General features: G+C 64.2%; 11 protein-coding genes. 6 read left to right on the plus strand and 5 right to left on the minus strand.

Annotated features, from left to right (window positions below; all coding sequences use genetic code 11):
• Nucleotides 1-20: 20 nt before the first annotated feature.
• The 5 genes from dsr1 to WG924_RS09610 form a co-directional block, all read right to left on the minus strand.
• Nucleotides 21-3,824, minus strand: a complete 3,804-nt coding sequence (dsr1, locus tag WG924_RS09590) for an anti-phage defense-associated sirtuin Dsr1 (protein ID WP_345932780.1) — start codon at nucleotides 3,822-3,824, stop codon at nucleotides 21-23.
• Between the two features lie 100 nt (nucleotides 3,825-3,924).
• Nucleotides 3,925-4,554 carry an AAA family ATPase gene (locus WG924_RS09595; protein WP_345932781.1) on the minus strand — a complete coding sequence of 210 codons (630 nt, stop codon included), beginning with the start codon at nucleotides 4,552-4,554 and terminating at the stop codon, nucleotides 3,925-3,927.
• Nucleotides 4,554-4,742: a hypothetical protein gene (locus WG924_RS09600; protein WP_345932782.1), complete on the minus strand. Its 189-nt coding sequence runs from the start codon at nucleotides 4,740-4,742 to the stop codon at nucleotides 4,554-4,556. Before WG924_RS09600 ends, WG924_RS09595 begins: the two co-directional genes overlap by 1 nt.
• 278 nt (nucleotides 4,743-5,020) lie before the next feature.
• Nucleotides 5,021-5,293 (minus strand): type II toxin-antitoxin system prevent-host-death family antitoxin, encoded by a 273-nt coding sequence (locus tag WG924_RS09605; protein WP_345932783.1) that lies wholly within the window; start codon nucleotides 5,291-5,293, stop codon nucleotides 5,021-5,023.
• A gap of 63 nt (nucleotides 5,294-5,356) precedes the next feature.
• Nucleotides 5,357-7,408, minus strand: a complete 2,052-nt coding sequence (locus WG924_RS09610; protein ID WP_345932784.1) for a PHA/PHB synthase family protein — start codon at nucleotides 7,406-7,408, stop codon at nucleotides 5,357-5,359.
• Nucleotides 7,409-7,646: 238 nt separating this feature from the next.
• Between WG924_RS09610 and WG924_RS09615 the strand changes: the two genes are divergently transcribed.
• The 6 genes from WG924_RS09615 to WG924_RS09640 form a co-directional block, all read left to right on the plus strand.
• Complete coding sequence (locus WG924_RS09615) at nucleotides 7,647-8,627, plus strand: HlyD family secretion protein (protein ID WP_345932785.1); 981 nt, start codon at nucleotides 7,647-7,649, stop codon at nucleotides 8,625-8,627.
• Entirely contained in the window at nucleotides 8,594-11,371 is a 2,778-nt protein-coding gene (rbbA, locus tag WG924_RS09620) for a ribosome-associated ATPase/putative transporter RbbA (protein ID WP_345932786.1), read from the plus strand. The genes WG924_RS09615 and rbbA overlap by 34 nt, the downstream gene beginning before the upstream one ends.
• A 4-nt stretch (nucleotides 11,372-11,375) precedes the next feature.
• On the plus strand, nucleotides 11,376-12,503 hold the full coding sequence (locus WG924_RS09625; protein WP_345932787.1) for an ABC transporter permease: 1,128 nt from the start codon (nucleotides 11,376-11,378) through the stop codon (nucleotides 12,501-12,503).
• A 36-nt stretch (nucleotides 12,504-12,539) separates the two neighbouring features.
• Nucleotides 12,540-12,752 carry a type II toxin-antitoxin system HicB family antitoxin gene (locus WG924_RS09630; RefSeq protein ID WP_345932788.1) on the plus strand — a complete coding sequence of 71 codons (213 nt, stop codon included), beginning with the start codon at nucleotides 12,540-12,542 and terminating at the stop codon, nucleotides 12,750-12,752.
• A gap of 333 nt (nucleotides 12,753-13,085) precedes the next feature.
• A complete protein-coding gene (locus WG924_RS09635) occupies nucleotides 13,086-13,283 on the plus strand; it encodes a hypothetical protein (protein WP_345932789.1) in 198 nt (65 codons plus the stop codon).
• A gap of 39 nt (nucleotides 13,284-13,322) precedes the next feature.
• Nucleotides 13,323-14,594: asparagine synthase (glutamine-hydrolyzing) (locus WG924_RS09640; protein ID WP_345932790.1), on the plus strand; the 1,272-nt coding region annotated here is incomplete at its 3' end.

Genomic DNA, 14,594 nt, shown 5'->3' on the forward strand with positions numbered 1-14,594 from the left:
CTTGCGCGGCCGGCTTGCGGTCAGGCCCGGCTACGGAGGCGGACATAGGTCATCAACCGCCTGTAGCGCTGGTCTGCCTCTGCCGTCAGCATGGTGCCGGCGATCTTGACGAGGCAGGTGCGAAGGTCGTTCGTCGCCCGTGAATCCGGCTGTGTGCCTATGATGACGTCCAGGAACCGCAGGGCGGGTTCGGGGAACCTGCCGCACAGGTCGGTTTCGGCGAGGTCGTGAAGAAGGCTGTCTGGGTCGTCCACCGCCGTCAGTCTCGCATGTAAAGCCTCGACTGCATCCGGGAACCCGTCCCCTGCGGTGATGCAGAGACGGGCGAACCGCTTCTGAATCGGCGGGGTCAGTCTCTCCCGGCTGTGCGGCCAGACCCTGCGAAGATAGGGCACGACTCTGTTTGCCCAGTAGTCACCCCGCTGCGCGCCAGACGCGTCGAGGGCTTTGATCAGGGCACCGGCCGCCTCGACCAATCCTTCCGGCGGCAAGGCGGCTGTGGCATCGGCAAGCTCACGAATGGTGAAGACGTCATGAAGGTCGAGGCCCGCGTCGGTAAGGAACGCCGCATATTTTGGGCCGGCGAGGTCAAGTGATGGGTAGTGCCGCGCGGTGTCGAGAAAGGCGGGCTTCAACTGGTCCATCAGCGGGTGATACAATTCCGGAGACGACAGGAAGCCATACCATGCGGCGCACGCCTCGGCTTCTGAGCGTTGCCAGTCGAACAGCGGCAGCAGGTGGTGTGTTGTCCAAGTCGGATCGACTTGGAACAGCCTGACGAGATGCACTGCCAACAGCACGCGGCCATGGCGGAATTGTGCAACTGTCGTGTTACATAGTTTGGCGAAGAGTGGTGCGATCGGTTCGGGGATGCCCTGCCCGTCCTTCAATTCCTGCGGGAATAGATGAAGCAACAATGCTTCGGTCATATGGCCGACCGGATGATTGATCGCCTGTGAGAGGGGATCATCCGTACCGTCGGCCTGGACGTGATCCAGAGCCAGCATCCGATCGGCAAGCGTCACAAGGGCGTCGTCCTGGCCATCCGAGCGTTCAGCGGCGACCTTTGCCCATGAGCTGATGTCATAGGCCGCCGCCTTCAGAAGATCGTCCGGCGCACTGGCCAGAAGCGGCAGGATATGGCGCCAGGATCGCGCGGCGAATGCTTCCTCCCGCCAGACCCGAAGGGCCTCTTGCCACCGTCTCGTCGGCCAGATGTCATGCCTCGTCAAGTGGCACAGGGCGTAGGCGGTCAATCGGTAGTCGTCGCGGCAGCGCTGTGGCCAGTCATCCTGTTGCGTCTCTGGCAAGTCAGGCTGGGCCAGGATATAGCTGACGAAAGCTCTTCGCGCCGATGGTGTGTCTTGAAACGTTTTGCGGGGATCGCGCTCTCCCACCCATCCGCTCGTCATCCAGGACGAGAAGCCATCCTGTTCATCCGGAACGCTGGGCCATTCAGGATACTGGGCGGACAGTTCGGCCAGACGTGCTTTGCCAAGGGCGCTCAAGGCGCCGCCATTCTGGTCGATCCTGATGAGTCGACGCCAGATATTCCGGTCCGCGAACTCATCCCGGGCCGCGGTAGTGGCCTCATCATGTGGGGGGCCGTCAAGGATGGCCTCCTCCAGCCGTGCCAGTAAGGCAGAGTCCAGGACAGGGGCCAGAGCGGCGATCAGCCGCACGGCTTCAAGCTGCGTGTGGATGTCCCAGAGCCAATGACGATCATCGGCAAGCAGCCAGTTAAGCGCCTGATCGCGCGGGATCACAGAGCGCTCGGCCGCCGCGAACAAGGCCAGTCGTTTGAACAGGGGATAGCGGATCCGCCACCATCGTTCGGCCATGATCCGCGCCAGATCCGGGGCGGGGTCGGCTGTGGCGAGCCAGGCATCCCGCGTCAGGTCGATCAGCGCCGTCCAGTCCTGGAATCGCTGGTTCTGCGGATGTTCGGCAATGGAGGGCTGATTGTGGTAGGACAGATCGCGCCTGTCGTCCGCGCGATCGAGATCCCGCATCAGATCGAGCGTATCCCGCAGCAGCATGCTGAAATCATCGAGCAGGTCCGGTAGGGCATCCGTCCAATGCGGATCATCTGACAGCTTGCGCAGGCGGGTGTGGGCATGCTCAGTGGCCAGGATAATCTCCCAGCTCACGAGGTCGCGGATCGTTGTGGGGTGCTGTTCCTCGCTTTCGTCCGTCCAGTAGGGGGCAGCCTCGCTCAAGCTGACATAGGGCGTCAGCATTGCGCGCAGGTCCGAACGCGCGGCAGCCGTGAGGCCATCGCGGCCGAGCCGACTTTGCCAGTCGTCTATATTTGTGTAGGCACCCCGACGTCGGACACGCCCCGCCAGAAGCAGGCGCCATAACTTGCGCATGGCGGGGCCGGGAACCGCCATCGGCGCCCCCTCTCCGAGTCGCTCCAACGCCGCCAGATCACCATCTCGCTCTTTCCTGGATATCTCGTCGAGGCGACGGCCGATGAACCAGATCAAGGCTTCATGGGGGGCAATGCCGCTGTTCGCGACCCGCAACAGCAAGCGGGGATCGCCGAGGTGGCGCAGCAGCCACCTGGATAGCTGGCACATCACCTTATCCCACCGCACGACCTGCGACCCCACACCAGTCAGCGTCATCAAAGGCGCCAGCGTGAATGGAGCCGGCCGTTGAAGCAGGCTGAAGCTCACGTCTTCCTCTCTGCCCTTCTTCTTGTCCGGTGGCCCGGTATGAACCCCAAAGGCGGGCAGGTCATCGCGCCCGTAGCGCTTCTCCTCGAAGACATCCAGCCAGTCGAGCGAGGGCACGGGCTGTGCGTCCGCGAAACGCTTCGCGGGCACGCCGCTCGGGTCGCTCAATGCCCAGAGCAAACGACCGCCGAAGTTGTCCCCGACGGTGCTTTCCGCAGGCCGCTTCATCGCATTTTCGGCGACGATGCGTTCCTTGCCTGCAACGCCATCGCGATAGATTTCAGCCCAGGCATGGAGCGTTTCGTGCAGAAAGGCATGATTATTCCGATCACAGTAGAGAATCGGCGTAACGCCTTTAGCACGCCATGTCGTATCCGCATGATCCCGCATGCCCTGAGCGACGTCTCCGAAGGCAAACATTTCAGGCGTGGATTCGCCTAACAGCCGGTCGGCGGCGAGCGCATCCATCATGTACCGCAGCACCGGATCGTTGATGCTGTACCCGACGAAGCAGACAATATGCTTGCGCAGCACTTCGCTGATGAAGCGGGCCGCCCAGCGCTCGACAAGATAGGCCAGTCCGAAATCGCCACTGGAGATGACCAGTTGGTCCAGCTCCGCAGATTTGGGATCGTCTGATAACAGCCCGTGAAGATAGATCAGGCCATCCCAGCGGTGCTTCGGGATCGGCACGAACGGCGCCTGCGACCGGCTGACGTCAAGACGATCCCTTTGGATCACCTCTTCAAACAGCCGGTCGAAATTGGTGGTGATCAACCGCATCTCGCCGTCGCGGGTCCTGCCCAGGGTCAGCAAGGCCTTGTGCGTGATCAGGGCGCCGGGCGCGTCCAGATCCGGCTGTAAGACACGCACCATCGCTTGTCGGACCTCTGCCCGGCCACCGGAATGGTCAGCCTCCAGCAGATTGATCGCGATGTCGTATTGCTTGGCCTCGATCGCAGTGGTTTGGGTCGGATTCGGCGTGACCGACAGCTCTTCATAGAGCTTCTCGACCAATCCGGCGAACCCCGGCAGGCGGGCCGGATAGGAAATCCCCGCCCCGCAGAAGAACACCACACGGCCTTCCTCATGCGCCCTGATCAGGCGGTCGGGAACATCAGGGCCATTCTTGATGAATTGCATCGGCTGCCGCCATCAGATCTGGAACGCAATGATGGCCTCCAGTCTGATGATGCCGTGCCATATTGTAAACGTGACAACAATAAGGAACTTGTCGGCGGGATCACAGGGGCGGCGGGGCCAGGTCGCCGACCTTCACATCCCCCACCAGCCGCGCCAGCACCAGATCCGCGCGGTCCTGAACGCTCACCAGCGGCAGGATGGTTGCGGTGTAGCCGAGCGTCGCATAGGCCGCGCGCAGGCGGTGGTATTCGGCGATGGCGGCTGCGAGGTCGTGGGCGCGGGCGTCGTCGTGGTGATAGATCGCGGGCCAGGGCGGGGTGAGGAAGACGTGGGGGTGGTAGCGGTGGGCGCGGCCCAGGGTCTCGATCGCCGGTTCGCCGGTCGCGTGCTGGAGCGCCACGGCGGCGTCGATCAGGCCCCGGTCGAAGAAGATCCAGCCTGCCGTCGCGCCGGATTCAGCCGCGCGCGCCACCGCCGCCCGGTCGTCCAGGGCCATGGCGATGGCGCGGCGGGCGAAGGCGGCCATGTCGATCCAGGGCAGGGCCTGCGCGGTCTGGGCCTGCGCGGTCTGGGCCTGCGCGGTCTGGGTATGGCCGGTCTGGCGGCGCTGTTCCGCGACGATCCGGCGCCCCGGCTCGGGCACGGTCGCGAAGCCGCGGCGGCCGAGTTCGGCCAGCAGGGTGGATTTGCCACCGCCGGAGCAGCCGGAGATGATGACGTATCCTGCCATTATGTGTCGCGCGGGGTGATGTCGGGCGGCGTCCTGCGCCGGAGTTCGACGAAGGTCTCGATCAGCCGGCGGAACAGGGCCGGCGGCAGGTGCCCATAGTGAAACCGCGGCGGCTGGTTGACGCCGACATGGCTTCTGATTGGTGCAAGATCGAAACCCGGCCAGGTGAAGACGTTGAATTCACGCATGATCACCCAGGACGGCTGATCATCAAGGCCCAGATGGCGTTTGACCGCCGGTGGGATCTCCACACCGATGCCGGAAGGCGGAGGCGTGTGCGTTATGGGGGCGACCGTCACCGATGGCGGTTGGCCGGACGGATCCCGTTTCACCACCAGAATGACAGCGCAAGGGCGCGCTTTGCGGCCTTCGCTCAGGCCGTCTTCCGCTTCGGATCGCCAGAGATAATGATACGAGATGACAAGGCCGGGTTCGGGATGAACCAGAGGCATCGGCGCTGGCCGCTCTATGCCGGCGGGTCGAGCAGGCGGTTCAGCGCCTCATGCTCCGGGTCCATGCGTGTGGCTTCAATGGCGTCGGCAATGTCATCCGGCAACTCGCTGACATGGAAGACCTGCCGTGCCTGTGCCTTGAGGCGCTGATACTCGGCATAATCATGCGCCGACAGGAAATATCCGGTCGTGCGGCCATGGCTGGTGATGGCGATCGGCTCGCGCTGCACCTCTTCGCGGAAGCGGCCAAAGTTCCGCGCGAATTCCGTGGCCGTGACCGATGGCATGACAGCATCCTCCAGACGACAAGTCCATATTTTACGCAAAATACGGACTTGTCGCAATGGCGACTATTTCTGAAACACATAGCTCCCCGGTGCCGCGCCCAGCGCCGGATAGCCGGCATCGGGGGCGGCCATCGGGGGTGGGGCCACAGGGGTGGTGGAGCGGTCGTGCAGCCATGCAGTCCAGGCCGGCCACCACGATCCGTCGCGCTGTTCGGCCGCGGCCACCCAGGCATCCGGCGCCTTGTAAAAGCCGTCGACCGGGGTGGTCATGATCCGGAACTTGCGGTGCGGATGGCCAGGTTCAGAAACGATGCCGGCATTGTGGCCGCCGCCGGTGAGCACGAAGGTGACGTCGGTATCCGACAGCAGGTGGATCTTATAGGCCGAGACCCAGGGTGCGACATGGTCGCGTTCCGTGCCGACCGAGAAGATCGGCGCGCGGATATCGGTGATGCTGATCGGCTGACCATCGACCTCGAACCGGCCGGTGGCGAACTGGTTTTCCAGGAACAGCCGGCGCAGATATTCCGAATGCATCCGATAGGGCATGCGGGTGGCGTCGGCGTTCCAGGCCATCAGGTCGTTCATGGGCGTGCGTTCGCCCATCAGATAGTCATGCACCATCCGCGACCAGATCAGGTCGTTCGATCGCAGCAACTGGAAGGCGCCGGCCATCTGGGTGGTATCAAGGAAACCTTGCGCCCACATCATGTCTTCAAGAAAGGTGACCTGCGCCTCATCGATGAACAGGGTCAGCTCGCCCGCCTCGGTGAAATCGCACTGGGCGGCGAACAGGGTGACGCTGCCCAGGCGGTCATCGCCATCGCGGGCCATGGCGGCGGCGGCGATCGACAGCAGCGTGCCGCCCAGGCAATAGCCGGTGGCATGGATCGGGTGCGGCCCGGCGATCGCCTCGACAGCGTTGATCGCGGCCATCACGCCATCGGTGCGATAGGCATCGAAGCCGATATCGCGGTCCTCAGGGCCCGGATTGCGCCACGAGATCATGAACACCGTGAAGCCTTCGGCCACCAGATATTCAACCAGCGACCGGCCCGGCGACAGATCCAGAATGTAGTATTTCATGATCCAGGCCGGCACGATCAGCACCGGTTCGGGATGGACCGTCTCGGTGGTGGGGGTATAGCGGATCAGCTCGATCAGATGGTTGCGGAACACCACCTCGCCCGGGGTGACGCCCATATTCCGCCCGACGGCGAAATCCTCGACGCCGGCCGGGCCGGCGCCGCTCATCTGCCGCCACATATCGTCCCAGAAATGCACGGCGCCGCGCACCAGATTGGCGCCGCCCTCGGTCATCGTCCGCTCGATCACCTCAGGGTTGGTCATCGGCAGGTTCGAGGGCGAGAACACGTCGAGTATCTGACGGGTGGTGAAGGCCATCACCCGTTCATGGGCGGGTGTCACGCCGCGCACGCCGGTGGTGGCGTTGTGCCACCATTGCTGCTGCAACAGAAAGCCCTGCGACAGCAGGTCGAACGGCCACTGCTTCCAGGCATCGGCCCGGAAGCGGCTATCCTGCGGCAGGGGCTCGATGCAGCCGGGCGCCGCATGGCCTCCCGTCTTACCGTGCCCCCCCGTCTTACTGTGACCATTGGTGGTTCCGGCATCGGCGGCGCCGGCGGCGATGGCGGTGGCGAAGGGCAGATGGTCGGCGCCGGGAACCAGCGCCCGCCAGCCATCGGCGAGGCCCAGCCCCGGAGTGTCGGCTCCTGCGCGATGCACGGCATAACTGCCCAGCCGGGTGGCCTTGCGCATGGCCTTTTCCACCAGCTCGGCCCGCTTGCCCGGAGCACTCATCAGATGGACCATCCAGTCCGACCAGGCATCGGCCAGCGAGGCCGGCGACAGCCCGCCAGTCACCCGCGCCATGGCGGCATGCACGGCCCGGTCGACGGTGTCGCGCACGGCCGCCCCCGCCATTTCGCCCGGCGCCTCGGCACAGGGCGCCGGCATGGCCGCGGGGCTGGGCTCGGGCCGGTGATGATGGGCGGCATGGGGCGTGACGTCCGCATCCGGCGCGGTGGTAGCAGGTGCCACCTGATCACGGGCGACGGCATCACGGGAAACTGGGCGGTGGGCGTCGGCATTCATCGGTCCGGCTCTCCTGGTGCGTCGGCGTGTCGTGCAAGGCGTGTCATGCAAGATGGCGGCATCATCGCCGGCCAGTTCCGCGGGCGACATGATCCAGGTCAATGATCGACCTGTTCGCAGATGCGAAAAAGCCTGATCATGTGAAACTGGTCATGCGCCCGGTGCATTCAACCCCACCCCCCGGCGTGTCCCTGCCCCTTGCGCACCAGACCGGTGCCGGTCAGCCGAGGTTCGACAGATGCGGATTGGACGATGGGCGGCCATCGCGGTGATGGCCCTGGTGGCCGGCGGCGCCGGTGTCGTGTACTGGCAGAGCACCACGCGCGACAGCCTGCCCGACGGCTTTGCCCGGACCAATGGCCGGATCGAGGCCGAACAGATCGACGTCGCCACCAAGATTGCCGGCCGGCTGGCCGAGATCACGGTGGCGGAAGGCGATATGGTCGAGGCCGGCGCCGTGGTCGCCCGGCTCGACGATCTGCAGATCCGGGCCCGGCTGGCTGCCGCCGAGGCCGAGCACCGCCGCGCCGAGCAGGCCAAGGCCGAGGCCGAGGCCCAGGTTGCGCTGCGGCAGAGCGAGGTGCGCTTTGCCCGCGCCGAACTCACCCGGGGTGAAACCCTGGCGGCGCGTGGCCATTACCCGCAGGAGGGTGTGGATGAACGCCGCATGCGGCTGGCAACCGCCCAGGCGGCGGAACGCGCGGCGCTGGCCGGGGTCGATCAGGCCGTGGCCGCGATCGATGCCGCGGCCGCCCAGGTCGCCGATGCTCAGGTGACTCTGGACGACACCCGACTGACCGCGCCGCGTGCCGGTCGCATCCAGTACCGGCTGGCGGTGACGGGCGAGGTGCTGGCCGCGGGCGGGCGGATCGCCACGCTGCTGGACCTGACCGATGTTCAGATGACCGTGTTTCTGCCGGCGCGTGATGCCGGCCGGCTGGCGGTGGGCGGCGAGGCGCGGCTGATCCTGGACCCGGTGCCCGATTACGTGATCCCGGCCACCGTGTCGTTCGTGGCCGGCGAGGCCCAGTTCACCCCCAAGACGGTCGAGACCCGCGAGGAGCGCGACACCCTGATGTTCCGGGTGAAGCTGCGCATCCCGGCCGATCTGCTGGCCGCCCATGCCGACCGGGTGAAGACCGGGGTGCGGGGCACGGCGGTGATCCGCATCGACCCCGCCGCCGAATGGCCGGCCGATCTGGCGGTGAAACTGCCGTGACCGGTGCTGTGCTGACCATCCGCCAGGTCTCGCATGTCTTCGGCCGGCGCGAGGCCTTGGCGGCGGTGGATGTCGACATGGCGCCCGGCACCACGCTGGGGTTGATCGGCCCCGATGGCGTGGGCAAATCGACCCTGCTGTCGCTGATCGCGGGGGTGCGCCGCATTCAGACGGGTCAGGTGATGGTGCTGGGCGGCGACATGGCCGATGCCCGTCACCGCCGGCTGGTGGCGCCGCGCATCGCCTATATGCCCCAGGGGCTGGGCCGCAACCTGTATCCCACGCTCAGCGTGTTCGAGAATGTCGATTTCTTCGGCCGGCTGTTCGGGCAGGGCAAGGCCGAGCGCCGGCGGCGGATCGCCGAACTGCTGGAGGCGACCGGTCTGGCGCCGTTTCCCGACCGGCCGGCCGGCAAGCTGTCGGGTGGCATGAAGCAGAAGCTGGGGCTGTGCTGCGCGCTGATCCACGACCCCGACCTGCTGATCCTGGACGAGCCGACCACCGGCGTCGACCCGCTGTCGCGGCGCCAGTTCTGGCGGCTGATCGACAGCATCCGCGCGCGCCGCCCCGGCATGGCGGTGCTGGTCGCCACCGCCTATATGGAAGAGGCCGCGCGCTTCGACCAACTGGTGGCGATGGATGCGGGCGCGGTGATTGCCGCCGGCACGCCGGCCGCCCTGCGCGCCCGCACCGGCGAGGAGGATCTTGAGCGCGCCTTCATCCGCCTGCTGCCGGAAGCCCGGCGCCGCGACCATGTGGCGCCCGACATCCCGCCGCGGGTCGCGGGCGATGGCGTGCCGGCGATCGAGGCCCGGGGTCTGACCTGCCGCTTCGGCGATTTCACCGCCGTTGACGGGGTCGATTTCGCCATCGAGCGCGGCGAGATCTTCGGCTTTCTGGGCTCGAATGGCTGCGGCAAGACCACGACCATGAAGATGCTGACCGGCCTGCTGCCGCCGACGGCGGGCGAGGCGCATCTGTTCGGCCGGCCGCTTCTGGCCGGCGACATCGCCACCCGCCGCCGGGTCGGCTATATGTCGCAGGCCTTCTCGCTCTATGGCGAGCTCACCGTGCGCCAGAACCTCGATCTGCATGCCCGGCTCTATGGCCTCGATGGCGCCCAGACCGCGCGGCGGGTGGCGGTGATGATGGCGGAACTCGACCTCACCGACGCGGCCGATCAGGTATCGGACGCGCTGCCGCTGGGCATCCGCCAGCGGTTGCAACTGGCGGCGGCGGTGCTGCACGAACCGGAACTGCTGATCCTGGACGAGCCGACATCGGGGGTCGACCCGGTGGCGCGCGACCGGTTCTGGGCCTATCTGGGTGTGCTGGCGCGCGCGCGCGGGGTGACGATCTTCATCTCCACCCATTTCATGAACGAAGCCGCGCGCTGCGACCGGATCTCGCTGATGCATGCCGGCCGGGTGCTGGCGGTGGGCACGCCGTCCGCACTGGCCGCCGAAGATCCGTCCGGGCGGCTGGAGGATGCCTTCGTGGCCCGGCTGGCCGCGGCGGCCGGGGATGCGGCCGGGGATGCGGGCGGCGTTAAGGGCGATGCGGTCGCGGCGGCGGATGTGGCGACGGCCTCGCCCGCGCCCGCCGCCCCGCCCCGGCGCCACGACCCGCGCCGGCTGTGGGCCTATGCCCGGCGCGAGACGATGGAATTGCTGCGCGATCCGATCCGGCTGGCCTTCGCGCTGTTGGGGCCGATGATCCTGATGCTGACCTTCGGTTTCGGCATTTCCTTCGACGTCGAAGACCTGCCCTATGCGGTGTTCGATCAGGACCAGTCGCTGGAAAGCCGGTCGCTGGCCGAGGCCTTCGCCGGCTCGCGCTATTTCGAGGAACACAGGCCCATCACCAGCCCGGCCGATCTGGACCGGCGCCTGGCCGATGGTGAGCTGAAACTGGCGATCGAGATCCCGGCCGGGTTCGGCCACGACCTCACCCGGGGCTGGGTGCCGCAGGTGGGGGTGGTGCTGGATGGCGCCATGCCGTTCCGGGCCGAGACCGCGCGCGGCTATGTCCAGGGGGTCGCGGCGCAGCATCTGGCCGAGATGGCGGCGCGGACCACGGCGCCGGCCACCAGCGGCGCCAGTGTCACGATTGAGACCCGCTTCCGCTATAATCAGGCCTTCCGCAGCGTCGATGCGATCGTGCCCGGGGTGATCATGCTGATGCTGGTGCTGATCCCGGCGATGATGACCGCGGTCGGCGTGGTGCGCGAGACGGAAACCGGGTCGATCGCCAATTTCCGCGCGACCCCGGTCACCCGCTTCGAATTCCTGGCCGGCAAGCAACTGCCCTATTTCGGTGTGGCGGTGGTGAGCTTCCTCGCCCTGGCGCTGACCGCGGCCCTGGTTTTCGGGCTGGAGGTGAAGGGCCAGGCGCTGGCGCTGCTGCTGGGGGCGGTGCTGTATGTGGCGGCGACGACGGCCTTCGGTCTGCTGGTCTCGGCGTTCATGAAAAGCCAGTTGGCGGCGATTTTCGCCACCGCGATCATCTGCATGATCCCGGCGGTGAATTTCTCAGGCCTGCTGACCCCGGTGTCGTCGCTGCAGGGCGGCGGACGGCTGCTGGGGATGGCGTTTCCGGCGTCGTGGTTCCAGCAGATCAGCATCGGCAGCTTCACCAAGGGGCTGGGCTTCGCCGAGCTGTGGCCCAACCATCTGGCGCTGTTCCTGTTCGCGACCGGCTTCCTGATCGCGGCACAACTCGTGCTGCCGAAACAGGAGCGTTGAGCCGATGCGCGCCGCCAATGTCGCCCGTCTGGGCCTGAAGGAACTGCGCAGCCTGGCGGCCGATCCGGTGCTGGTGCTGCTGATCCTGTACACCTTCACCTATGCGATCTATGCGGTGGCGACCGGCGCCAATTTCGAGGTGAGCAACGCGGCGGTGGCGGTGGTCGACGACGATCGCTCGGCGCTGTCGTTCCGGCTGCGCGACGCGGTGCTGCCGCCGCAATTCGCCCATGTGGTCGAGATGACCGCAGCCCAGGCCGATGCGGCGCTGGATGCCGGCGACACGGTGTTCGTGCTGCATGTGCCGGCGGGGTTCGAGGCCGATCTTCTGCGCGGCCGGCCGGCATCGCTGCTGCTGGACGTGGATGCGACCGCGATGACCCAGGCCGGCAATGGCGCCGCCTATCTGCAATCGATCATCGCCCGCGAGCTTGCCGTCGCGGCCGGCCGCGATGACGGGATATCGGCCGGCGGGCAGGCCGTCGATATGGTCGTTCGCGCCCGCTTCAACCCCAATCTGTCCTCGGTGTGGTTCAACGCGGTGATGCAGGTGATCAACAACGTCACCATGCTGTCGGTCATTCTGGCCGGTGCGGCGCTGATCCGCGAACGCGAGCACGGCACCATCGAACACCTGCTGGTGATGCCGGTCACCCCGGCCGAGATCATGGCCGCCAAGATCGGCGCCAACGGTCTGGTGATCGTGGTGGCGTCGCTGCTGTCGCTGCTGGTGATGGTGCAGGGGGTTCTGGGGGTGCCGGTGCGGGGCTCGCTGCTGCTCTATGCCGGTGGTGCGGTGCTCTATCAGCTATCGGTGACGGCGCTGGGCATCCTTCTGGCGACGATCGCCCGCTCGATGCCGCAATTCGGCCTGCTGGTGATCCCGGTGATCGTGACCATGAACCTGCTCTCAGGATCGTCCACCCCGCTTGAGAGCATGCCCGACTGGCTGCAATGGCTGATGCAGGCATCCCCCGCCACCCATTTCGTCGCCTTCTCGCAAGCCGTGCTCTATCGCGGCGCCGGCCTCGCGATCGTCTGGCCGATGCTGGCCGCGCTGGCGCTGATCGGTGCCGTGATCTTCGCGGTGGCCCTGGCCCGGTTCAGGCGGACGGTGGTGGAGATGGGGTAGGATTGCTCAACGGGTGCTGACCGAGGATGGTCTGATATGACGACGATGCTGGACTATAAAGGGTACGTCGGCTCAATCGAGTATAGTGATGATGACGACGTGCTGCATGGACGGCTTGAGTTCATCCGTGACCTGGTGACCTATGAGGGCGATGACGCCAAGAGCCTCAAATCCGCGTTTCACGAGGCCGTGGATGATTATCTTGACCTGTGCGCAGCCGAAGGCCGCAAGCCCGACGTGCCGCTATAGGGCAGAGTCAACCTGCGCCCGGGCCGCGATCTGCACCGGCGTGCGATGTTCTATGCCAAAATAATAATGATGACTTACGATAATTTGCCAAATCGTGATATGAATATTAAGAATAGTAAAAATTATACTGAAAACGACTGCCCGTTCGATTCACAAAGTCGATCGGGTGTTTGCCTATCTGACGTGGCTGGTGGACATCAGGAAGGATGGCGAAGCGGAGCGCAATCAGTGAACGTCCTGCGCAAAATTGCGATTGATTCTTAATATCATCTATTATAGGTTGGGCACGGGCGTCAATGCCCAAGAATGGCGTTAGCATGGGGAGACTTTGATATGCACATGCTGGACAACCTTCGGAGTGAGCCGCTGTCGAAGCCGCTGGATGATGTATTGGGCCTGCATCCTGTCTGCGCACATGGTCTGTATTCCGGCCCGGCAGACATCTTCGCGGCGGAGTTCACCGCATTCGCGAAGATCAATGGGCCTCTCGAAGGCAATGGGCGATTCTATCAAAGGCCCGACATCTACTGAGGCAGACCATCTTCGATGGCGGGTTTGGGATGTGAAGCCGTGATAGACGCTTCCGTGCATTATGCTGACATCGGAGGCCTTGTGTCGGTATCCGACGAAGGAGAGGTGACTTTCGGAGAAAGTCGCCTCTCTCCTTATTCACATGCGGCATTAGAATATAAAGTCCTCAGAAATGAGAAAAGAACACTGCTTATCTGCAGAGAGAGGCATGCAGATGTTCTGATGCAGTGGTATGGACGAGATGTTATTGTTGCCGCCAATGATTCGTCGAAGTTTGAAGAAGAAATAGAGGCTGTATTATCCTGGCCCAATGCCGCGATGTCGATGGAGGTTCTTTTTGCCGACGGCACCCCTGCTATCCGAGTGGTGACGAATCATAATCCTAATACTTGTGTATATATCTGGTCTTCTTATAGTAAATGCCACCTTTCATGGAATTATAATTTGGTTGCAAGAAATTCTGATCAGAATTCAATCAACGAACACCATCTATCAAGATGGCTGATGATGCATGGATATGCCTACGACTCGCATACCATATTTAGTAATATTTACAGGGTGATGGTCGATAGCGATGTCTTTGTCTCTCGTCATAGAATGCGCATGACTCAACACGACAGGCGATCTCGGTATGCGCCAAGGAAAATTTCCAGAGACATCCCGTTTCATGACGTTCTGGAGCGAATACTTGCCGATGTAATCGGCAGGCGAAGATTGGAGGCCGGCCGCATATCTTGTGAGGTCAGTGGCGGCTTGGATTCGGCGGCATTGCTTCTCATTGCGTCTCGCCTGATACCTTCGTTGTCCGCGGCGGGCATCGCAGTCTCTCCTCGTCTGGACCAGCCGGTGAATCAGACAATCCGACAGCGGAAGATGACTGCGACCTTAGACATACCACTTTACCTTCACGATATTGCCCAACACCTGCCTTTTTCCCCGAACAGCCAACGTCATGAATCCTTCGCCACAAGTTATATGGCGGAACCTTTTCACGAAGCATTCTTCTTTCTTACTGAAAAAATAATCGAATCAGGATTCGATACGATAATTTCGGGAACAGGCGGTAATGAAGCTTTTCCGTTATTTCCATCGGATGATGGCTTTTCGAACAGCTATACGGGGCTGACCAGATCGAATCCGGTTTGCCCGTTCATCACGCAGAAGGCATTTCTGCTTGCGCAGTCTCTGCATGTACAGAGAGGGTATTCGCCTGACAGTTCCGCCTCGGGAGCCGGGTTAAGCGGCGGTCGCCGCGATGGCTTTCGGGGTCGTGCGCTTCTGTTCCTTGGGTTGGGGTTTCAGGATGCCTTC

The sequence above is a fragment of the Tistrella arctica genome, from assembly GCF_039630945.1.
In the GTDB taxonomy this organism is placed as follows: Bacteria; Pseudomonadota; Alphaproteobacteria; order Tistrellales; family Tistrellaceae; genus Tistrella; species Tistrella bauzanensis.

Coding starts and splice junctions, on each gene's coding strand:
- WG924_RS09625 (WP_345932787.1), top strand. CDS start 11,376: ATGCGCGCCGCCAATGTCGCCCGTCTGGGCCTGAAGGAACTGCGCAGC.
- WG924_RS09600 (WP_345932782.1), bottom strand. CDS start 4,742: ATGCGTGAATTCAACGTCTTCACCTGGCCGGGTTTCGATCTTGCACCA.
- WG924_RS09630 (WP_345932788.1), top strand. CDS start 12,540: ATGACGACGATGCTGGACTATAAAGGGTACGTCGGCTCAATCGAGTAT.
- WG924_RS09595 (WP_345932781.1), bottom strand. CDS start 4,554: ATGGCAGGATACGTCATCATCTCCGGCTGCTCCGGCGGTGGCAAATCC.
- WG924_RS09605 (WP_345932783.1), bottom strand. CDS start 5,293: ATGCCATCGGTCACGGCCACGGAATTCGCGCGGAACTTTGGCCGCTTC.
- WG924_RS09615 (WP_345932785.1), top strand. CDS start 7,647: ATGCGGATTGGACGATGGGCGGCCATCGCGGTGATGGCCCTGGTGGCC.
- WG924_RS09610 (WP_345932784.1), bottom strand. CDS start 7,408: ATGAATGCCGACGCCCACCGCCCAGTTTCCCGTGATGCCGTCGCCCGT.
- rbbA (WP_345932786.1), top strand. CDS start 8,594: ATGGCCGGCCGATCTGGCGGTGAAACTGCCGTGACCGGTGCTGTGCTG.
- WG924_RS09635 (WP_345932789.1), top strand. CDS start 13,086: ATGCACATGCTGGACAACCTTCGGAGTGAGCCGCTGTCGAAGCCGCTG.
- dsr1 (WP_345932780.1), bottom strand. CDS start 3,824: ATGCAATTCATCAAGAATGGCCCTGATGTTCCCGACCGCCTGATCAGG.